Raw genomic sequence first — 21,212 nt, 5'->3', positions numbered from 1 at the left:
CACTGCCCCCTTACAAATATTGACTAAAGTCTGCTTTTCCTGTCGAATTATTTTCTGCTGTCTGTTTTCTTTCCAGATAATCCACAAACGGTGTAGCATCTCCAAGAAATGTTTTTGCATGTTTGATATACTGAGGATTCTTATGTTCTCTTTCACATTCCATTCGATAATTTCTTGCTGCCTGTCTCAGCTCCTCTGGCGAAAATCCACTCTTTATACGAGCCTGATATTTTTTATAGGCCATTCCCTTATCGGCTTTTTTAGGATACTCAGCCCAAAATTCCTCGAAATCATCTGGATAATCATTTCTCTTAGTTTTTTTAGTGCTTTCCTCGTTTATATCTTTATCTTCCAAAACCGCTGCTCCACTTTGAGCTTTAACAAGTTTTGTATCATTTATAGGAGTCCCATGCGTCAAAGAATATGAATTATTATCTTTAATAAGTAGCTGGCTTTTTTCGTCTGTATACTGAGTTTCGTGATAACGATTCTGTGAAATACAATTATGCATACGCCAATGTTTTATGACGATCACACCATCTTCAAATGTCAGAATAAAACGCTTAGCAATCAGGATCCTCAGGTCATCGTCCCTGCCCCCGACCGATCTCATTATCCTCTTTGGATTCCCAACAAAACCATCGTCGTCGGCTCTCATGTTTAAATGGAAATATAAGCATTGTGCCGACATTGGCATATCTAAAAACGCATCGCTGTCTATTACCTTCATTGTGAACATTCTTTTCTGAGCCATCCTGCTGCCCCCTTATCATCCTGTAATATATTTTGTTGTCGCCTCAGTAACATCAATCTTCCCGGCGTTTTTCCATCTATCCCAGAATGCAATTGTTCTGGACTGTGGTCTTTCCTCTGCCAGTGCAACATGAATCTTCAATGGAATCGGTACCGCATCACCAATTACGAATACATCTCCAGGCGAAAACATCGAGGTTTCCTCAATTACGCTTTCACTTCCTTCCGGCATCATTCCTTTGATCATTGACTTATCATTTTCATTGTTCATCTTGCCTACGATAAAATTTGCGCACTGAGCCATAATCGTTTTATTGAGTTCTGATGGCCTCTGGCTTGCAGGAAATAATGTCACACCGAACTTTCTACCTTCCTTTGCAATGTTCTCGAATATCTCCACCATACGGCGCTGAGAAGCAGATAGTACCAATCCATCTGGAATATATACATGCGCTTCGTCACAAACCAATGTAACCGGATTCACGTCACTACTCTTATATGTTTTCTGAATTTCATATAAAAGTTTTGTGATCACACCAATAATTGAGATTGCAACATCGTGTGGAACTTCGGAAAGATCAATATTCTTAACTGGTACATCGTTATTCAGCACATCTCCCATAAAATCGTATAAATACTGCTGGCTCATATTCTCAAACAGGAACTGATATTTGCTGTCCTGCGCCTTATCAACAAGCATATTTACAATATTTGTGAGCTTTCCATTGTAATCTCCCTTCGTCACTTTTTCCTCTCCAGCCTTTGCTCCAGATTTGTAAAATTCACCTGTTCCAACCACTTCTTCATCAAGAAATTTCATCATTCGGGTAAATTTCACATAGTCAAAATATACCGGACGATTTTCTTTACCATTCGGGCATACTTCGTGATAGCATCTACGTAGGGCAGTCATTGCGACTGTCGCTGTTTCCTCTTTGATTTTCAAAATATTCGAGATCATATCCGTAAAGCCAAACATCCATATCGGAAACGGTCTCTCATTGCCAATCTCAATATTTCTTGCATAGGACAGATTTTTATACTCTCCATGAATATCAAATACAATTACATTAGCCCCCTGCAGCTTGCTTGTCTGTTCCAGAATCTTTGCAACCGTCTCAGACTTTCCTGCTCCTGTATTTCCAACAATGCAGGCATGTCTCTGAAAAAACTTATTTCCATCAACATATGCAGGGAAATCATATGCGGTATATTTTCCAAGGCAAAAACCATCTGTATATTTGCTCAGCATAGATGCAAATTCTTCTTTCGTAATTCGATGCGCATTTACTTTCATAGTCGGATATCTGTCTATCGCCTTCTGGAAGGTTCCATCCTTTACAGTTCCAATAATGGAGCATTCCAGCATCTTCATGCTGCTGTGTTCTAAGATATAATCATTTTCTCCAATATCTTCATTTTCTTCTGTGTCAGTATCGGTCAGCGCATTTACCATTGTTACAAGTTCCACATCTCCATCCGATACAGAAATCAGATCATTGATTCTTACATCGTCAAATTCTTTGTAATCTGATCTGATCTGGATCATATCACTTAAAATTTTAATTAACTTCATGCCCTTTATGCCTCCAACAATTCATTGTAATTTCTTACTGCTGCCTGCTTTATACTCTTGCAATAATCGCATTTTCCGCAATGTGTCGGTTTCAACAGACCTGCTTTGATATCTGCATATCTTCCAATGTTTTCCTCCACCTGCCTTAACGCCATATCAAGAGTAGACTGCGGTATCTGCCAGATGTCTCTGTCCATCACCCTCTCTTTTGTGACTACGGCAAGATAAAACGGTAACCTTTCACCAGTGACAATCTCTACACCCTTCTGGTAAATCGCCCCTTGAATGTCATATCTCCACATGGGTAACTTATCCATCCGAGCAACAACCTTTAAATCGGTAATTGCTTTGCCAGGATTATAGCTGTCAAGTTTCGCTTTCCACTTCACTCCGAATAAATCAAAAGTGAAGATTCTCTGTTTCTCTCCGCTCATAGCATCCATAAACTTCGGATCCGTTTTTACAGCTTCAATAATTTGATTTGCCCTTTTGAACTCAGCTCTTAACTCATGTTTTCTGGTATAAAGTGCCGGATTCTCCTTCAGAAACTTATCAAGAGTACCTTCAAAATAAGTGTCCACGAAGGAACCCACCAATAATGCTCTGGTGGTTGTTCTTTCATACTTTCCAGAAATACCCGCCATAGCCGCAGCTTCGCAGCTCATAAACGATTTATACTGAGATACACTCATATATTCTTGATTCGCTTCTGGGCTATAATAGTTTTCATCATTCAGCATCATTTCTTGTCACCTTCTTTGCTGACTTCCTGCTTCTTTTCTCCTCCTTTAAAAGGATCACTAATTTCGCTGTTATCTGTCACTGGCAGACCAATTTCAAAGTAGTCCTCTCTCTTTGCCATTCCATCTCGTAATGTACGGTATACCTTTTTCAGTCTTACGAAATCATTTTCTGTAAACGCATCACTTTTACATCCGAGATATTTTTCAATCATTGAGATGTTTACGGAAAATTCCTTTTCAAATACCTCTGCCATTTTCCTTGTACGATCTACAAGTGGTTCGTCATATCCTTCTCGCAATGTTTTATGGCATCTTTCCACTGCTGCCTCCACCACATCACTCGGAATAATTCCAAGAATACAAGCCCTTACCCTTCGAGCCGCCTGATTCGCAACAGCTTCGTAGATATCTCTTGGGTCTGTAAGCGGATAGTCACCTTTTCTGGTATGTCTGATATGAGGAACGCTGAATAATTTCGTCTGTCTTGAATTGGTTTCAAGATCCCACGCATATGCCATAACCTGACTGGCTCCGTTTCTCTGTTCCAGCTCCATGAATCCAAAATCAATATTGCCCCAGTTCTGAGCGATGGCCTCTGCCAGTCTGATTGATGGACCAGTGATCTTTTCATTTCCTCTCGGGAACTCATACATAGAACTTTCTGCCAATTTTTTCCTCTGGCATGCTCTCATAATATTGTTATATGCCACAATCTGATCTCTCGGAAATTTCTTTGCCGCCAGCATCGCAACCTGAACTTCCTGTGCCTGTCTGGTCACCATCATTTCTGTCTGTGATGTTCTAACAGGTGAAGTCTGTTCCTGACTCGTAAAATCTACCGACTGGACATTTCCTCTGGTATTAGTCTGTACTTCATTCATTGTGTTGTGCCTCCTTTTTATTTTTTATCTCTCATATTTGACATTGCTGTCATATTTACTGCCATTCTGAAAAAATATTCTTTTACTATATCCGGCAATAAATATTGGAGATAATCTTCATTCTTTCCTGCAATTGCAGCTTTCTTTTTTGCATATTCTATCAAACATGAAAATTCTGCATTTGATATTTTGTAGCCGTCTTTCTCCAACTGCTGTTTTATGCTTTCATACTTCTGCATTTTGTATATGCCTCTCTGCATCCGGATTCAATCATCCATCCGGTCAGAAATACTACTGGAATGCCTGCCCTCTCATTCTCAATTGGTTTGTTTCTTTTATGCACTTTTCGCCTCGTCTTTCTGCGGATTTACAAATATTCCAAAATCCACTCCCTGAAAGTTTTCAAATTCTTTCATAACATCGGCATCACTCTCTATGCCATATCTGTCCTTTAAAATCTGTCGCAACTTATCTTTCAGTTCCATTTATACCAGCCTCTTTCATCTATTCTGATATTTCTCTGCCAGCATTCTCAATTCGGATATTGCAGTTGCCAGGACTTCCAGCTTTTTTACAATACCATTGAACTCTTCCTGCTCATCCTCTGTAATCTCTCCATCCTCAGCAATACTCAATAACTGTTTTTTCATGGTCCGAACACCATCTTCATCAAGACTATTCAGTATTTTTACTGTAATTCCCTGTAGCCCACTTACCTGAGTCGCAAGTGGAAGATTTCTTCCTATCGGACATTCGTGTTTGCAATAATAACTTTTTAACTCCGGTGCATGATACAGATCAGACATCATCACCACTGTATCAGGCGGCACATTTTTTGTTATACCTAATTCATGGTTTGCCAAGGTTGAAGTAGCTATTCCCAGCAGTTCTGCTGCTCTTTCCCGACTGCTTACAAGATCGTTGTATACTGCAGCCCTTTCTCTACAAGCAAAGTAAATATTTTTGCCATCTTTCGTACAGTCAAACTCCATTCTGTTTTCACCCCTCACATTTTATAATGAACTTGTACTCAATTATTTGAGTACGAATCATCATCGGATATATTCAAGTAATCACTGATACGCTTTCTTATGGGAGGTGATACCACACGGCCATTTAAAACTGACGAAATATATGATCGATTGTTGCCAAGCTTTTCTGCCATCTCAGTCACTCCGATATCATTCTGAATCATGGCGATTTTAGCTCTCTTGCACCAAGGCGATAATTTTTCCGCCATATATTTTGCTCCTTTCTTTATTTACTTTTTATACAAATTGCATTAAAATGAAGAGTGATTTAATCTTTAAAATCATCTTCAAAATCATCTTACATTTGTTATATTAACTCAATATAATGAGTAGGTCAATACTTTTCACTCATTTTTTTGAGTTTTTTAAAGGAGGTATTATGTTCTACGATAATTTCAAAGATGCTTGCAGACGAAATGGTACCAGTATTTCTGCGGTTTTAGCTGCGATTGGCAAGGCAAGTGGAAGCGTTGGGGCTTGGAAAATAGGCAAATTCCCGCGTTTAGATACAGTTATGGAAATAGCCGAATATCTTCAGATCAGTCTTGATGAACTGACTTACGGATTAGGGCAGGCTCCATACTCTGGAAAAACTCATAATAATGAAATCGACTCTGAATGGATTGAGATCATTTCTCAAATCCCTGAAGAACGTCAACAGCTTTGCAAAGATTTTCTGCGTACTCATATGGTTGAAAAACCAAAAAAATATGTAAACAGTAAAAGGGCATAATATCCTCGCAATATTTTAAATGGTATCGGGACAATAAGTACAAATAATAGGAGGCTTTTTACATGAGCCAGAAAATTACTGTCAGCACACATTCTCCACATGACTCTAAGCAGGATCCATTTGTCTTAGAACTCCAACAGCTCCTCACCTGCTATCAGCTTGCAACCAAACAAGACAGGGAAACCGTGTGGTCGGCACTTAATAAATACATGCCGAATATTATTTAAAATCAATGATAGCCCCGTGCAGGGGCTTTCTTTATGCAATGGAGGAAAATACTATGCCAAGAAAAAAGGCGAAAAACGGGGACGTCTCAGTTCCTACACGTCAAACAAAAGTCGCAATATATATTCGAGTATCTACTATTTATCAGGTAGACAGGGATTCTATCCCTATGCAGAAAAAGGATCTCATCGCATATTGCCAGCTTATCCTCGGGACGGATAATTATGAAATATTTGAAGATGCCGGATACTCAGGCAAAAATACTGATAGGCCAGCCTTCCAAGATATGATGGGACGGATTCGCAAGGGTGAATTTACACATGTACTGGTATGGAAAATAGACCGAGTATCCAGAAATCTACTGGACTTTGCAGAAATGTACGAAGAATTGCGTGCATTAAGAGTCACTTTTGTAAGTAAAAATGAACAATTTGACACCTCAACCGCAATCGGAGAGGCTATGTTAAAAATTATATTGGTATTTGCTGAACTTGAAAGAAATATGACCTCAGAGCGTGTCACTGCAACAATGATATCCAGAGCCAACAATGGTCAATGGAATGGTGGACGCATCCCCTTTGGATACGACTATGATCCTAAAGAAAAAGCCTTTTCCATACGTGAAGATGAAGCTATGATCTGTCGCGAATTAAAAGACCTTTATCTCAAAAACAAATCCCTTGTTTATACTTCCAAGGCTTTAAATGATAAAGGGTATAAAACAAGAACCGGTGTAAACTGGTCTCCTCATTCTGTATGGGTCATTGCCTCCAGTCCTTTCTATGCTGGTATTTACAGATATAATCGATATAAAGGAGTCGAAAACAGAACTATTAATCCAGAAGATGAATGGGTTATGGTTCCAAATCATCACCCTTCCATATTCACCTTGGAAGAACATAACGCAATGCTTTCAACATTAAAAACAAACGTTCGGAATCTTGATAATGTTCCGGGAAGGCTCCATACTTCTGAAAAGGTTCACATTTTTCAGGGTATTATGTATTGCGGCAAATGCGGAAGTCGTCTCGTATCTACTCCGGGCAGACTTCATACTGATGGCTACCGCCCTTCTAATTACAGCTGTCCTTTAAGACGAAATACTAAAAAATGCGATAATCCTACTGTAAATGATATGATAGTAGGCGAATTTGTTATCAATTACATTTTGAATATGCTTAATGCAAAGAAAACCTTTTCTACAATCAACACACCAGATGAATTGCAGAAATTCCTTTTACATGGATCCACTTTTTCTGAAGTTTCATCAATTGAAACTAATGGATTAAATGATTTTTTTAATCTTCTGTCCAAATATAGTTCTGATAATTCTTATATCTTTGCCATTAAAAAGCCTAAGAAAAAGAAAGCTGCTGTTAATCCAGAACTTTCAAAATTGAAAAGGGAAAAAGAAAAACAAGAACGTGCTTTGCAACGTCTACAGGATCTTTACCTGTATTCAAATAATTCTATATCCGAAAAAGATTTTATTCTTCGAAAGGTAGAAATAGAATCTCGTCTGAAAAACATCAACGGACAACTTGGATTAATGTCTCAAAGTTCCTTCATGTCCGATGAAGAATTTATCAAGCAGGCGAGCCATCTTTTGATTCAGAAAGAATTGAAAGATAAGAAATATATTTATTTCAAAAATCTGGCCAGCTCTGTGGATCCAGACGTTTTAAAAACATATATGGATACAATTCTTGATTCCATATATACTACAGACGGAAAAATTACCTCAATTGTATTCAAAAACGGTCTTACTCATAAATTCATATACAAGGATATGCAGCCATCATAAATGATAATAAAAAAATATCCGGGAAGTCGTTTTCAGACCTCCCGGTTTTTTAATCCCCTCGTATTCTTTTAACCACCTAACATTTGTTGGAAAACGGTGTCATATCAGGATCATGGCATCTCCAAAGGAGAAGAAACGATATTTCTCCTGTACTGCAACCTCATAGGCATGCATGATATTCTCCTTACCTGCCAGTGCAGATACCAGCATAACGAGTGTAGATTCCGGCAGGTGGAAGTTTGTAATCAGGGCATCGATCATTTTAAAATGATAGCCCGGATAAATAAAGATTTCTGTCCATCCGCTTCCGGCTTTGAGGATTCCATCTTCCCCTGTTGCAGATTCCAGTGTTCTGCAGCTTGTGGTTCCCACTGCTACTACACGCTTGCCAGCTTTCTTTGTATCATTGATCAGCTTTGCCTGGTCTTCTTCCACCATGTAGAATTCGGAATGCATATGGTGACTTTCTACGTCATCTACTTTAACAGGACGGAAAGTTCCGAGGCCTACATGAAGAGTCACATGGGCAATGTTGACACCTTTTTCCTTTACTTTCTCAAGAAGTTCCTTAGTAAAGTGCAGTCCTGCTGTCGGCGCTGCTGCAGAGCCTTCATTTTTTGCATAAACAGTCTGATAGCGGTTCTTGTCTTTCAGTTTATGTGTGATGTAAGGTGGCAGAGGCATTTCACCAAGCTGATCCAGGATTTCTTCAAAGATTCCTTCATAATGGAACTGGATCAGACGGTTTCCTTCGTCTACCACATCAATGATCTCACCTTTTAAGATCCCGTTTCCGAATGTGATCTTCGCACCCGGACGGGCTTTCTTGCCAGGTTTTACCAGACATTCCCAGATGTCGTTCTCTCTTCGTTTCAGAAGCAGGATCTCGATCAATGCTCCTGTTTCTTCTTTATGTCCGTATAAACGGGCAGGGATTACCTTTGTATCATTGATAACCAGGCAGTCTCCCTCTTCCAGATAATCCAGAACATCTGTAAAATGACGATGTTCAATGCTGCCGTCTTTCAATGACAGATGCATCAGTCTGGATGAACTTCTGTCCTCCAGAGGATCCTGAGCGATCAGTTCCTGAGGAAGGTCATAATAAAAATCTGATGTTTTCATTTTGTCTGCTCCTCTTCTTCCTTCCACTGTTTCCTTAACTGGCGCACGTAGTTCCACTCTTTGTTGGTCAGATCTGCTTTCTTAAGAAGATCCGGTCGTCTTTTTGCCGTACGGTAAATTGACTGCTCTCTGCGCCATTTCTCTATATTTGCATGATGACCGGACATGAGAACCTCCGGCACTTTTTTGCCATGCCATTCTTCCGGACGGCTGTACTGCGGATACTCCAGAAGATTTCCCGCAAAGGATTCGGTCTCTCCGGATTCCTGATTATTCAGCACTCCCGGGACCATTCTGGAAATGGAATCCATCATAACCATAGCTGGAAGCTCACCGCCTGTAAGTACGTAATCTCCAATAGACACGTAATCTGTGACGATTTCCTCCAGAACACGTTCATCAATTCCCTCATAGTGTCCGCAAAGGAACACCAGGTCCTCTTCCAGCGCCATCTCACGGGCCATAGCCTGGTTAAATACCTGTCCCTGAGGAGTCAGGTAAACAACTCTCGGCTTCTTTGCTGTACGCTCTGCGATCGCCTCATAGGCAAGATAAACCGGTTCTGCCTGCATCAGCATTCCGGCGCCGCCGCCATAAGTGTAATCATCCACTTTCTGGTGTTTATTGAACGCATAATCACGGATGTTCACTGCCTCCAATGTGAGGAGACCTTTTGCGATGGCACGTCCGGTAATGCTGGTGTTCATACCATTTTCGATCATCTCCGGAAACAGGGTTAAAACATGAAAATTCATTTATATTAATCCTTTCATCAGATGAATGGTCATTACATTCTTCTCCACATCTACGTCAAGAATGCACTCCTTGATCGCAGGAAGAAGGATTTCTTCGCCTTTGGTATCCTCTACTACATAGACATCATTGGCACCTGTTTCCATTACATCTTTCAGAGTTCCAAATTTGCTTCCGTCTTCGAGAACTACGTCCATTCCGATCAGGTCTGCGATGTAATATTCATCTTCTTCCAGCTCCTGCGCTTCTTCTCGCGGAACCCAGAGTTCTCTTTTCTTATACATCTCTATATCATTAATATTATCAATCCCCTTGAATTTCAGAATTACAAGGTTCTTGAAATACTTAACATTCTCAATTTCAAGCTTTCTTTTCTCTCTGCCTGTGTCAAGCAGAACATAATCCAGATCCAGAAATCTGTCTGCATCTGTGGTAGGATATACTTTTACTTCCCCGCGTATTCCGTGTGTCGTAGTGATCACACCAACTTTTAATAAATCTTCCATCTGCTGACTCCTATAAACCCAAATCAGGAGCCATGGGAATTGTTCCACAGCTCCTGACCCTTATTTTCATTGCAGAATATCTACAATCACTTTTTTGCTGCTTTTTGAAGAAGCCGCTTTTACTACAGTTCGGATCGCTTTCGCAATTCTTCCCTGACGTCCAATAACCTTGCCCATATCAGCAGGTCCGACTTTCAGTTCAACAATGATCGCGTCTTCCTTTTCTGTCTCAGTAACAACTACTTCATCCGGATTTTCAACAAGAGATTTTGCAATTACTTCCACTAATTCTTTCATTACATACCTCCCTGACCCGTCCCCTGTGGACGCTGCAGAAATACCTTACATGGTAAATCTGAATTATTTTTCGATTCCGGCATCTTTGAGGATTTTTGCTACAACGTCTGTAGGCTGAGCTCCTGCTGCAAGCCATTTTTTAGCTGCTTCTTCATCAACTGTTACAGCGCTTGGCTCAAGGTTTGGATCGTATGTTCCGATTTCTTCGATACATCTTCCATCACGTTTGCAACGGGAATCTGCAACTACGATTCTATAAAAAGGTGCTTTCTTCTGTCCCATTCTTCTTAATCTGATTTTAACTGCCATTGTTTCTTTTCCTCCATTAAATAAAATATATTGTTTTCTTATGTTATATTACTGTTCAGCTATGAAACAGTAACTTTTATGTCAAAGCGTTATCCGCTTCGCTAACTTCTCAATTACAGTCCGAACGGAAGTTTAAATCCACCGCCGCGCTTACCGGCTTTGCCGCCCATAAGACCAGGCATCTGCTTCATCATCTTCTTGCTCTGCTCAAACTGCTTCACCAGACGGTTTACTTCGGAGATATCTACTCCTGCGCCTCTGGCAATACGGTTCTTTCTGGAAATGTTCAGGATTGACGGATTGCTTCTCTCCTGAGGTGTCATGGAAAGGATAATTGACTTGGTTCTGTCCATGGCTTTCTCATCGATCATTCCCTCAATATCCTTCATCTTACCGCCCATACCGGGAAGCATATTCAGGATACTGCCGATACCGCCCATCTTGTTCATCTGTTCCATACTGGTAAGGTAATCGTTGAAGTCAAAGTCCATTTTCTTTAACTTCTTCTGCATATCCTGTGCCTGTTCTTTATCGATAGAAGCTTCCGCTTTCTCGATCAGACTCATGACGTCACCCATACCAAGGATTCTGGAAGCCATACGTTCCGGATAGAACTGCTCCAGATCAGAGAGCTTCTCGCCCATACCTACATATAAAATAGGCTTACCGGTTACTGCCTTGATGGAAAGGGCTGCACCGCCTCGGGTATCACCGTCCATCTTGGTAAGGATAACACCGTCGATTCCTACTTTATCAGCAAATGTACTTGCTACATTTACCGCATCCTGTCCGGTCATTGCATCTACGATGAGGATGGTTGCATCTACCTGAATGTTCGCCTTGATATCTGCAAGTTCCTGCATCATATCTTCATCAACATGAAGACGACCGGCTGTATCGATAAGTACGACATTTTGCTGATTTGCCTTCGCATGCTCTATGGCTGCTTTCGCAATATCCACAGGCTTCTGCTTATCTCCCATGGAAAATACTTCCACGCCCTGTTTCTCGCCGTTGACCTGCAGCTGTGTGATAGCCGCCGGACGGTAAACATCGCAGGCTACTAAAAGAGGTTTCTTACCTTTGGATTTCAGCTTACCTGCAAGCTTCGCAACTGTGGTGGTCTTACCTGCACCCTGCAGACCTGCCATCATGAACACTGTGATCTCATTTCCCGGGCGAAGAGGCAGATCTGTTGTCTCACTTCCCATTAATTTCACAAGTTCATCATTAACAATCTTGATCACCATCTGACCCGGATTCAGACCGCTCATAACGTCCTGTCCGATTGCCTGCTCCTGTACAGATTTAGTAAACTGCTTCACAACCTTAAAGTTTACGTCTGCCTCTAACAGAGCCATCTTTACTTCCTTAAGGGCAAGCTTAACGTCCTCCTCTGTCAGGCGGCCCTTGCTTCGCAACTTCTTAAATACATTCTGCAGTTTATCTGTCAAGCTTTCAAATGCCATATGTTATAACTCCTCTAAAATCTCATTGGAAATATTTGCAATTTCATCGGAATGATATTCCCGGGCAAGTACACGGATCTGCTTCACCTGCGCCCGTATATTCAGGAATTTCTCTACAAGATGGAGCTTCTGTTCATACTCTTCAAGGGTCTTGTTGCATCTCTTGATCATATCATGCACACCCTGTCTGCTGATGCCCAGATCCTCTGCGACTTCACTCAGCGAGTAATCCTCCAACACCACGCTCTCATAAACCTGCTGCTGCCTCTCTGTCAGAAGTTCTCCATAAAAATCATATAAATAACCTTGCTCTACAAACTTCTCCATCTGTAATCACCTTGACTATCTTAACCTATTTCAGATTCGGTGTCAAGCATTTTCTCTTGACAAAGTAAATTTTCCATTTTGGAACTTTAATACAAATTACAAAAAGCCCCGGCATCCAGACACTGAACACCAGGGCTTCCCATTTTTCATCTATATTACTTACATAATAAGTAATACTTTATTCTAATTTTTAATCGCTATCGCAATCGCCAACACTGAATTTTTAAAATCCACTATTCGCCTATACGGTGGATATTACTCCAACACAATTACAGACTAGGACGAATAACCTTCGGTCTGCATCCTGCGTCTTCGAGGGCCTTGACGATCTCGTTTTTGTGATCTGTACCAAACGCCTCCAGTGTGATCTTAAGTTCCACTGCCGCATTTCTGTTTGTGCTTACAAACTGGTTATGATCCAGTTTAATAACATTACCCTGCGCCTTAGCAATCACGCTTGCCACACGCACCAGTTCACCCGGCTTGTCCGGAATGAGTACGGATACTGTAAAGATTCTGTCTCTCTGGATCAGGCCGTGCTGAACAACAGAAGACATCGTGATCACATCCATATTTCCACCACTTAAGATAGAAACAATCTTCTTACCCTTCACATCCAGATGACGAAGCGCTGCCACTGTCAGAAGACCAGAGTTCTCTACGATCATCTTGTGGTTCTCAACCATATCAAGGAAAGCAACAATCAGCTCATCATCCTCGATTGTGATGATATCATCCAGATTCTTCTGGATATATGGGAAGATTTTTTTACCAGGTGTCTGTACAGCAGTACCGTCTGCGATTGTATTTACATGAGGAAGAGTCACAACCTCACCTTTCTTCAGAGAAGCTTTCATACAAGCTGCCCCTGCCGGTTCCACACCGATTACTTTGATATGTGGATTCAGCAGTTTCGCAAGTGTGGAAACACCTGTAGCAAGTCCGCCTCCACCGATCGGAACCAGAATATAATCAACAAGCGGAAGCTCCTGAACGATCTCCATTGCGATAGTACCCTGTCCTGTAGCAACTGCCGGATCATCGAATGGATGGATAAAGGTATAACCCTCTTTCTCTGCCAGCTCCAGTGCATGTGCACATGCCTCATCATATACATCCCCGTGCAGAATAACCTCTGCACCATAGCTCTTAGTTCTCTCAACCTTGATCAGTGGAGTAGTAGTCGGCATAACGATCACTGCCTTCACACCGTATTTATGTGCCGCATAAGCAACACCCTGTGCATGGTTTCCTGCGGATGCTGTGATCAGACCTTTGTTTCTCTCCTCATCTGAAAGAGTGCTGATCTTATAGTAAGCTCCACGAACCTTGTATGCACCTGTACGCTGCATATTTTCCGGTTTTAAATAAACCTTGTTTCCTGTAAGATCACTGAAATAGCTGCTCTTGATCAGCTTTGTTTCCTGTGTGACCTGTTTTACGATCTCTGATGCCTGTTCAAAACTCTCTAATGTAAGCATGTTGTTCCTCCATTTTTTCAGTTATAATGTTAAGTAATTACTGTCTATTTTCCAGAATCCGGCATTCTGAAAATGTTACTGTTCACTCCGTTCGCAGTAACACGCTTCGCGATGCACAGAATTTAAGCGTCCGGGTTTTCTTTATGGTCCACATCAAACAACGCATTTACAAAAGCATCTGCATCGAATTTTTGAAGATCGTCAATACTCTCTCCTACGCCAATGTACTTCACCGGTATATCCAGCTCAGACTGGATCGCAACTGCGATACCGCCTTTAGCAGTTCCGTCTAATTTGGTAAGAATGATACCGTTGACATTTGCAACCTCCGCAAACTGTCTCGCCTGTGCGAGAGCATTCTGTCCGGTAGTTCCATCCAGAACAACCAGTGTCTCCAGATATGCATCCGGATACTCTCTCTCCAGGATCCTGTAGATCTTGCGAAGTTCTTCCATAAGGTTCTTTTTATTATGAAGACGTCCTGCTGTATCGCAGAGAAGCACGTCTGCATTTCTTGCTTTGGCTGCTGCCACTGCATCATAAATAACTGACGCAGGATCAGCTCCTGCCTGTCCGCCGATGATCTCAACACCTGCACGGTGTGCCCACTCAGTCAGCTGCTCGCCGGCTGCCGCACGAAAAGTATCTGCTGCTGCAAGGACTACCTTCTTGCCCTGATCCTTTAACTTGCCTGCAAGCTTTCCTACGGAAGTAGTCTTTCCAACACCATTGACACCGATCACAAGAACTACGGATTTACGGTTCTCAAATTCGTACTCTGTGCTGTCCACGCGCATCTGATCCTTGATCTCATCGATCAGAAGCTGTTTACATTCCATCGGCTCCTTGATATGACGCTCGGAAACCTCTTTCTTTAAATTCTCAATAATAGAAGTGGTTGCATTGATCCCGATATCACCCATGATCAGAATCTCTTCCAGCTCTTCATAAAAGTCTTCATCAATGCTGGAAAATCCACTAAAAATACTGTCAAATCCGGCTACGATATTATCTCTGGTCTTTGTCAGTCCACTGACTAATCGCTTAAAAAAGCCTTTCTTTTCTTCTGCCATGTGACACTCCTCCTGTTACTGGGTAAGCTGGTTCTCTACTAAATCAACAGAAACCAGTGTAGATACCCCTTTTTCCTGCATGGTAATACCATAAAGCCGGTCTGCGGCGTTCATAGTTCCACGTCTATGAGTTATTATAATAAATTGTGTGTTTTTCGTCAACTTCTGTAAATATCCGGCAAAACGTCCAACATTGGAGTCATCTAACGCTGCCTCGATCTCATCAAGCAGACAGAACGGTGACGGCTTCAGGTTCTGGATCGCGAATAGAAGTGCGATCGCAGTCAGCGCTTTCTCTCCACCAGAGAGCTGCATCATGTTCTGCAGTTTCTTTCCCGGCGGCTGGGAAATGATCTTAATTCCCGCTTCCAGAATATCCGCCTCCTCATCCAGCTCCAGTGTTCCTTTTCCCCCTCCGAAGAGTTCTTTGAATGCCTTGTCAAATTCCTTCTGGATCTCACCGAACTTCTCGGAAAACTGCTTGCGCATTCCCTCGTCCAGTTCCTGAATGATCTGCTCCAGAGTCTTCTCTGCTGTGACCAGATCCTCATACTGACCGGAAAGGAACGTATGGCGTTCCAGAAGTTCCTTGTAATCCTCGATGGCATTTACATTGACAGAACCCAGTCTGCGGATATCATCTTTGATCTGAGCTGCCTGTTTCTTCATCTCGGAAAGGTCTGTCAATTCTTCTTTTCTATAAGAAAGAGCATTGTTCGGAGTAATCTCGTACTCTTCCCACATATAGGAGATACGCTCTTCTCTGCTCTCTTCCAGCTTCTCCATCTGGCCCTGCAGACGGTAGCATTCTTTATCCAGAAGACCGATCTGGCCGGAAAGCTGGTCGCGCTTTTCAAAGAATTCCTTATGCTGAGAATTTCTGCTTTCTTTTTCTTTCTGCAGATTCTCCAGCTCTTCCTTTGCCTGCTGTTCGCTGACAACAGATTCCTCTGCCTCTTTCTTCAGATCTGCGATGGTCTGTTGTTTCTTCTCCATCTCTTCACTGCTGTGCGCAAGAGATTCATAGATGTCGTCTTTCTCAGTCTTAAACGCTGTCATCTCTGATTTCAGTCGGCTTAGATTTTCCTGATCGAATTTCTCTTTCTGATCCAGAGATGAGGACTGCAGACGAATTTCTTCGAGCTCTTTGGAAATCCTGCTCTCTTCGGCTTTCCACTCGTCCAGTTCGGACTGTTTCGTCTCGATAAAACTCTCCAGCTCTTTCTCATCCTGTTTGGAATTCTCCAATTCCTGAGTGATCCGCTCATAATCCTGTCTGATTTCCATTACCTGGCGTTTGATCTCCGCCTGATCACGATTGATCTGGTCGTATCCGCCACGAATCTCTTCTGCCTTCTTTTCCTGCTGCTTAATATTCATCCGGGCAGTGTTCTGCTCAATATATTTCTGCTGCACTTTCTCCTGAAACTCTGCGACAGTATCACGGATCATGTTTCTCTGATTCCGGCTGTCCTCAATTGCTTTCTGCATTTCAAGGAGATTCTTCTTTAACTGGTTGACTTTTGTCTCCAGCTCCTCGATCTCACGGCGGCGACCCAGAAGATTACTGTTGTTCTTAAACGCACCACCGGTCATGGAACCGCCTGGGCTTAAAGATTCGCCCTCAGTTGTAACCATTCTCAGACTGTGTCTGTATTTTCTTCCAATCGCGATCGCATGGTCGATATTGTCAACTACAAGCACTCTGCCAAGAAGAAACTTCGTAATCTGCTGATACTGTGGTGCTGTCGTCACCAGTTCACTGGCAATTCCTACAACTCCCGGTTCTCTCAGTGCCTCTCTCGGAGAAAATTCTCCACGCGGACTGATACTGCTCATTGGCAGGAAAGTCGCACGACCATATCTGTTCTTCTTCAGAAACTCGATCAAAGTCTTGGCCGTCTGCTCATTGTCTGTAACAATGTTCTGGATGCTTCCGCCTAATGCTGTCTCAATGGCAATCTCATAATCCTTATTTACATGGATCAGATCCGCAACAACGCCCTGGATTCCCAGAACACGTTCCTTCTGCTCCATGACTCTTCGGATACTGTTTCCGTATCCGTCATAGCGCTCTGTGATATTTCTGAGAGATTCCAGACGTGACGCTTCTCTGTGATACGCAGTCTGTCCTGCTTCTAACTGAGCATTCTGCTCCTTTAATTTATTCTGGATCTGTGAGGCACTCTGATTCAACTGAGCACATTCATCGTTGATAGACTGAATCTGCTCTGTAATCTCATCGTACTGCTTCTGCGCTTTGGAAAGAATAGTCTGCTGTTCTTCCTCTTCACTCTTTAATCTGAGAATACGCTGGCTGATCTCTGCCTTACGGATGTCCGCCTGCTCCATCATTGCATCGAATCGCTGGGCTTTTCCCTTAACATTGGCACGGCTGTTGAGGATCTCAATGATCTCATTCTTGCCATCTTCCACTTCCTGTGTGCAGGCTTCAATATTTTCCTGTGCTGTCTTTAACTTCTCTTCCTCTTCGGAAAGCTTTGTACGTACAGCTTTTAATTGTGCATAAATATCAGAACGCTCTTCCTCTAATTTCTTTCTGGAAGATTCTCTTACAGATAACTCCGCCTCGATCGTCTGGAGTCGTCCTTTGTAATGCTCTTCATTCTGTGCACCTGCCAGGATCTGCTCATTTAATACATTGATCCGACCCTCTAACTGCTGTTTGTGGATTGCCTGCTCCTGGCTGGAAATGCGCAGGGCATCCATCTTTGTATTTAAGTCTTCCAGCTCTTTTTCCAGACGGTCATACTCAATCCTTGTCTGATCGTAGGACTTCTGGGTTTCCTCTAACTGATTCTGTGCAATATGATGCTTCTCTTCCAGTTCTTTCAGAGCCTGCGCTGTGTTGGCAAACTCCATGAGAAACATATTTACATCCAGTTCTTTCAGGGCCTCTCTTTTTGCAAGATAAATCTTCGCTGTCTCGGACTGCTTCTCCAATGGTTCCAGCTGTCTGGTCAATTCTGAAAGAATGTCCGTGACACGGACCAGATTCTGGCGTTCCTCTTCCAGCTTCTTGATGGTCGTATTCTTTCTTCTCTTGAACTTAACAATTCCTGCTGCCTCATCAAAGAGTTCTCGTCTCTCTTCCGGCTTGCCGCTCAAGATCCTGTCGATCTGTCCCTGTCCGATAATGGAATATCCTTCTTTACCGATACCTGTATCATAAAACATCTCATTGATATCTTTCAGTCTGCAGGCACTTCCGTTGATCTTATATTCACTCTCTCCTGAACGGTAAAGCCTTCTGGTAACCGTAACCTCGTTAAAATCAACCGGAAGCTTATGGTCTGAATTATCCAGAGTGATCGCTACGGATGCATAGCTTAAAGGCTTTCTTGTCTCTGTGCCGGAGAAAATAACGTCCTGCATGTTTCCTCCTCGCAGAGACTTGGCGCTCTGTTCCCCCAGAACCCATCTCACTGCATCACCGACATTACTCTTTCCGCTTCCATTCGGACCTACGATACCGGTAATTCCGTTATGAAATTCAAAATTGATCTTCTGAGCAAAAGACTTAAATCCCTGTACCTCTATATTCTTTAAATACATAATTCTCCTGTTTGTTACTATTGCTGCCCATTAATAGTATCCTGAATAACACCTTTATTGATATTATCAGATATATTACAAAATTAATATTCTCGAATAACACCTTACAAAAGCATATTATCGAACCCTAAATGAACAATCATGTTATTTTTTCAGTACACGGATTGCCTGGTAAGCCGCAGCCTGCTCTGCTGCTTTCTTTGTATGACCGCTTCCCTGTCCCATTACTTTGCCGTTTACTCTTGCTTCTACCGAAAAATTCTTGTTATGATCCGGGCCTTCTTCTTTTACCAGAATGTATTCCACCGGCTGTGTTCCGTTTTCCTGCACGATTTCCTGCAGGATGGTCTTGCTATCATAAAAGAGCTGTTTGTGTTCAATATCATTCAGGATAAAATTCAGCACAAACTCCTTTGCACTAGCAAAACCACCATCCAGATAGATAGCTCCCAATAAAGCTTCTGTTGCATCAGATACGATAGAATCTCTGTTTCTTCCGCCTGTCATGTCTTCGCCCTTTCCAAGAAACAGAAACTGTGGAAGTCCAAACTCTCTTGCACAATAAGCAAGACTTGGCTCACAGACAAGGCTGGCTCTCTTCTTAGTCAGTTCCCCTTCCGGTACCTGAGTAAATCTTGCATACAGATAATCGCTGCTGATCAGCTCAAGGACTGCATCTCCCAGAAACTCCAGTCTCTCGTTGCATCCCAGTTTGCCAAGCTTCTTCTCATTGGCATAAGAACTGTGTGTCAGCGCCTGTGTCAGATAATGTTTGTTTTTAAAATGATAACCTATGATTTCTTCTAATTCTTCTGTTTTTTTGTTCATTCTTTTTTTCCTCTCCATACCAATACATTGTTCTAAAAATAACTTTCCACTTCCCTTGGCTGCAAATCTGATCGCACTATACTACCTGTTTCATCTGTATTTTCACCAGTATACTCACTCCAGATCCTGCATAACCGGTATAGGTATTTACAAAACAATATACCAGTGGGGACTGCCAGCTGACAGTCCCATATTATTCCATATTTTATTTGATCGCGCGAATCGCTTCGACAGCATCTCCTACTGTCTGGATCTGTTCTACAGATTCGTTCTCCAGTTCGATGTCGTATTCCTCTTCAATTCCCATGATGATCTGAAAGATATCAAGAGAATCCGCACCCAGATCATCTACAAATGTAGTGTCTGCTGTGATGGAATCTGCATCAATATTGAGAACTTCTGCGATGATAGCTTTTATCTTCTCCAGTTCCATGATACAAAGGCCTCCTTCCTGTTTATCTGAGCTATATTTTTCTTTTTACTCTGCTGCCAAATTTTTGATTACTGTTCGCCTTTCATTCTGCAAAAAGCGTAAAGGCAGTAACACATATTTACCTCTACTCGGCTTTAGGTTTCGATGTATCTTCCTTGTCCTCCAGGATACGCTCTGCGATTTTCTCGTTGATTTTCTCCTGTTTGAACTGTACGCACTGGAAAATACCATGCTTGATCTCGACCGCTTTGGCACTTCCGTGAGTCTTCACCACAAGGCCTTTCAGTCCGAGAAGCGGTGCTCCGCCGTACTCACTTGCGTCAAAGGATTTCAGTGTTTCCTTTAATGCAGGTTTCACCAGAAGTGCTCCCACTTTGCTCCTGAGACTGGTCATCATTCCCTCTTTGATCTTGTGGACCAGAGCGGAACCGACTCCCTCATATAATTTAAGGATTACATTTCCAACAAATGCCTCGCATACAACTACATCTGCATATCCTGCCGGAATATCTCTGGCTTCAATACTGCCGATAAAGTTGATACCCTTGCATTCTTTGAGAAGCGGGAATGTTTCTTTGACAAGTGCATTTCCTTTCTCCTCTTCTGCACCGTTATTTACGATGGCAACTCGCGGATTCTTGATGCCTACCACGTGTTCCATGTAGATGGAACCCATCTTTGCAAACTGTACCAGGTGGGACGGACGTGCGTCTACATTGGCACCACAGTCGATCAGCAAAGCAACTCCATCGACAGTAGGAATCAACGGTGCAAGCGGCGGTCTCTCCACTCCCTTGCTTCTGCCTACCAGTACCTGCCCGCCTACAAGAACAGCGCCTGTGCTTCCTGAGGAAACAAAAGCATCTGCTTCCTGTTTCTTAACCATATTCAGGCCCACCACAATTGATGAGTCTTTTTTCTTACGGATTGCAAAAACAGGAGGCTCTGCTGTCTCGATCACTTCGGATGCATTGACAACTTCAATCTGTTCCTTTGGATATCCGGAGTATTTCGCCAGTTCTTTCTCAATTACTTCCTGTTTTCCTGTAAGTATTACTTTTATGTCCTGTCTCTCTGTTACAGCTTCCACTGCAGCTTTGACAGGTTCTACCGGGGCATTGTCCCCTCCCATTGCGTCTACCACAACTCTAACCTGTTCTGCCATATTTATATCTCCTGTTATCTTGCCGATACTGCCTGTTACTTCTGCCTTCTCAGCAATGAAATCAAAATTCATATCAAACTGCCTGCAGCAATAAAATTTTATTTTCCATAAAGAGCAATATCTT

25 protein-coding genes are annotated in these 21,212 nt (G+C 42.3%); 3 read left to right on the top strand and 22 right to left on the bottom strand.

Annotated features, from left to right (window positions below):
• Window positions 1-10 precede the first annotated feature (10 nt).
• The 9 genes from KQI87_RS05625 to KQI87_RS05590 are packed head-to-tail and all read right to left on the bottom strand — an operon-like array spanning window position 11 to window position 5,193.
• On the bottom strand, window positions 11-754 hold the full coding sequence (locus KQI87_RS05625; protein ID WP_216459256.1) for a hypothetical protein: 744 nt from the start codon (window positions 752-754) through the stop codon (window positions 11-13).
• A gap of 15 nt (window positions 755-769) precedes the next feature.
• Window positions 770-2,329 (bottom strand): ATP-binding protein, encoded by a 1,560-nt coding sequence (locus tag KQI87_RS05620; RefSeq protein ID WP_216459255.1) that lies wholly within the window; start codon window positions 2,327-2,329, stop codon window positions 770-772.
• Between the two features lie 5 nt (window positions 2,330-2,334).
• The gene (locus tag KQI87_RS05615) at window positions 2,335-3,072 is read right to left on the bottom strand and encodes a PD-(D/E)XK nuclease-like domain-containing protein (protein WP_216459254.1); all 738 of its coding nucleotides are present in this window, start codon (window positions 3,070-3,072) and stop codon (window positions 2,335-2,337) included.
• Window positions 3,069-3,953: a hypothetical protein gene (locus KQI87_RS05610; protein WP_216459253.1), complete on the bottom strand. Its 885-nt coding sequence runs from the start codon at window positions 3,951-3,953 to the stop codon at window positions 3,069-3,071. Before KQI87_RS05610 ends, KQI87_RS05615 begins: the two co-directional genes overlap by 4 nt.
• A 17-nt stretch (window positions 3,954-3,970) precedes the next feature.
• Entirely contained in the window at window positions 3,971-4,192 is a 222-nt protein-coding gene (locus tag KQI87_RS05605) for a hypothetical protein (RefSeq protein ID WP_216459252.1), read from the bottom strand.
• Complete coding sequence (locus tag KQI87_RS16805; RefSeq protein ID WP_256444810.1) at window positions 4,171-4,296, bottom strand: hypothetical protein; 126 nt, start codon at window positions 4,294-4,296, stop codon at window positions 4,171-4,173. The genes KQI87_RS05605 and KQI87_RS16805 overlap by 22 nt, the downstream gene beginning before the upstream one ends.
• On the bottom strand, window positions 4,289-4,438 hold the full coding sequence (locus KQI87_RS05600; RefSeq protein WP_216459251.1) for a hypothetical protein: 150 nt from the start codon (window positions 4,436-4,438) through the stop codon (window positions 4,289-4,291). Before KQI87_RS05600 ends, KQI87_RS16805 begins: the two co-directional genes overlap by 8 nt.
• Window positions 4,439-4,453: 15 nt before the next feature.
• Window positions 4,454-4,945, bottom strand: a complete 492-nt coding sequence (locus tag KQI87_RS05595; protein WP_253292387.1) for a helix-turn-helix domain-containing protein — start codon at window positions 4,943-4,945, stop codon at window positions 4,454-4,456.
• Window positions 4,946-4,983: 38 nt separating this feature from the next.
• Window positions 4,984-5,193 (bottom strand): helix-turn-helix domain-containing protein, encoded by a 210-nt coding sequence (locus tag KQI87_RS05590; protein ID WP_216459249.1) that lies wholly within the window; start codon window positions 5,191-5,193, stop codon window positions 4,984-4,986.
• 170 nt (window positions 5,194-5,363) lie between these two features.
• Between KQI87_RS05590 and KQI87_RS05585 the strand changes: the two genes are divergently transcribed.
• The 3 genes from KQI87_RS05585 to KQI87_RS05575 all read left to right on the top strand — a co-directional run bounded on the left by KQI87_RS05585 (window position 5,364) and on the right by KQI87_RS05575 (window position 7,746).
• A complete protein-coding gene (locus KQI87_RS05585) occupies window positions 5,364-5,717 on the top strand; it encodes a helix-turn-helix domain-containing protein (RefSeq protein ID WP_216459248.1) in 354 nt (117 codons plus the stop codon).
• Between the two features lie 62 nt (window positions 5,718-5,779).
• Window positions 5,780-5,944 carry a hypothetical protein gene (locus KQI87_RS05580; RefSeq protein WP_216459247.1) on the top strand — a complete coding sequence of 55 codons (165 nt, stop codon included), beginning with the start codon at window positions 5,780-5,782 and terminating at the stop codon, window positions 5,942-5,944.
• A gap of 53 nt (window positions 5,945-5,997) precedes the next feature.
• Entirely contained in the window at window positions 5,998-7,746 is a 1,749-nt protein-coding gene (locus KQI87_RS05575; RefSeq protein ID WP_216459246.1) for a recombinase family protein, read from the top strand.
• Between the two features lie 99 nt (window positions 7,747-7,845).
• On the opposite strand, the gene queA is transcribed toward KQI87_RS05575, so the two are convergent.
• The 13 genes from queA to plsX all read right to left on the bottom strand — a co-directional run bounded on the left by queA (window position 7,846) and on the right by plsX (window position 21,088).
• Window positions 7,846-8,871, bottom strand: coding sequence for a tRNA preQ1(34) S-adenosylmethionine ribosyltransferase-isomerase QueA (gene queA / locus KQI87_RS05570; protein WP_216459245.1), 1,026 nt, complete (start codon window positions 8,869-8,871; stop codon window positions 7,846-7,848).
• Entirely contained in the window at window positions 8,868-9,626 is a 759-nt protein-coding gene (trmD, locus tag KQI87_RS05565) for a tRNA (guanosine(37)-N1)-methyltransferase TrmD (RefSeq protein ID WP_216459244.1), read from the bottom strand. The genes queA and trmD overlap by 4 nt, the downstream gene beginning before the upstream one ends.
• On the bottom strand, window positions 9,627-10,130 hold the full coding sequence (gene rimM / locus KQI87_RS05560; RefSeq protein WP_216459243.1) for a ribosome maturation factor RimM: 504 nt from the start codon (window positions 10,128-10,130) through the stop codon (window positions 9,627-9,629).
• 66 nt (window positions 10,131-10,196) lie between these two features.
• Window positions 10,197-10,427 (bottom strand): KH domain-containing protein, encoded by a 231-nt coding sequence (locus KQI87_RS05555; protein ID WP_008704683.1) that lies wholly within the window; start codon window positions 10,425-10,427, stop codon window positions 10,197-10,199.
• Between the two features lie 63 nt (window positions 10,428-10,490).
• On the bottom strand, window positions 10,491-10,736 hold the full coding sequence (gene rpsP / locus KQI87_RS05550) for a 30S ribosomal protein S16 (RefSeq protein WP_008704685.1): 246 nt from the start codon (window positions 10,734-10,736) through the stop codon (window positions 10,491-10,493).
• Between the two features lie 113 nt (window positions 10,737-10,849).
• Entirely contained in the window at window positions 10,850-12,205 is a 1,356-nt protein-coding gene (ffh, locus tag KQI87_RS05545; RefSeq protein WP_128865848.1) for a signal recognition particle protein, read from the bottom strand.
• Between the two features lie 3 nt (window positions 12,206-12,208).
• Entirely contained in the window at window positions 12,209-12,532 is a 324-nt protein-coding gene (gene ylxM, locus KQI87_RS05540) for a YlxM family DNA-binding protein (protein ID WP_216459242.1), read from the bottom strand.
• Between the two features lie 269 nt (window positions 12,533-12,801).
• Window positions 12,802-14,013, bottom strand: a complete 1,212-nt coding sequence (ilvA, locus tag KQI87_RS05535; RefSeq protein ID WP_119233536.1) for a threonine ammonia-lyase — start codon at window positions 14,011-14,013, stop codon at window positions 12,802-12,804.
• A gap of 122 nt (window positions 14,014-14,135) precedes the next feature.
• The gene (gene ftsY / locus KQI87_RS05530) at window positions 14,136-15,086 is read right to left on the bottom strand and encodes a signal recognition particle-docking protein FtsY (RefSeq protein ID WP_216459241.1); all 951 of its coding nucleotides are present in this window, start codon (window positions 15,084-15,086) and stop codon (window positions 14,136-14,138) included.
• A 15-nt stretch (window positions 15,087-15,101) separates the two neighbouring features.
• Window positions 15,102-18,662, bottom strand: a complete 3,561-nt coding sequence (gene smc, locus KQI87_RS05525) for a chromosome segregation protein SMC (RefSeq protein ID WP_216459240.1) — start codon at window positions 18,660-18,662, stop codon at window positions 15,102-15,104.
• A 144-nt stretch (window positions 18,663-18,806) separates the two neighbouring features.
• The gene (gene rnc, locus KQI87_RS05520) at window positions 18,807-19,490 is read right to left on the bottom strand and encodes a ribonuclease III (protein WP_216459239.1); all 684 of its coding nucleotides are present in this window, start codon (window positions 19,488-19,490) and stop codon (window positions 18,807-18,809) included.
• A gap of 205 nt (window positions 19,491-19,695) precedes the next feature.
• Window positions 19,696-19,923 carry an acyl carrier protein gene (gene acpP, locus KQI87_RS05515; RefSeq protein ID WP_216459238.1) on the bottom strand — a complete coding sequence of 76 codons (228 nt, stop codon included), beginning with the start codon at window positions 19,921-19,923 and terminating at the stop codon, window positions 19,696-19,698.
• Between the two features lie 124 nt (window positions 19,924-20,047).
• The gene (plsX, locus tag KQI87_RS05510; RefSeq protein ID WP_216459330.1) at window positions 20,048-21,088 is read right to left on the bottom strand and encodes a phosphate acyltransferase PlsX; all 1,041 of its coding nucleotides are present in this window, start codon (window positions 21,086-21,088) and stop codon (window positions 20,048-20,050) included.
• Window positions 21,089-21,212 lie beyond the last annotated feature (124 nt).

Origin of the sequence: Blautia sp. MSJ-9 (assembly GCF_018919065.1) — a bacterium.
Taxonomy (GTDB): domain Bacteria; phylum Bacillota; class Clostridia; order Lachnospirales; family Lachnospiraceae; genus Blautia_A.
Note: the sequence above shows the minus strand (reverse complement) of the source record. Positions and strands in the feature narration are given on the sequence as shown.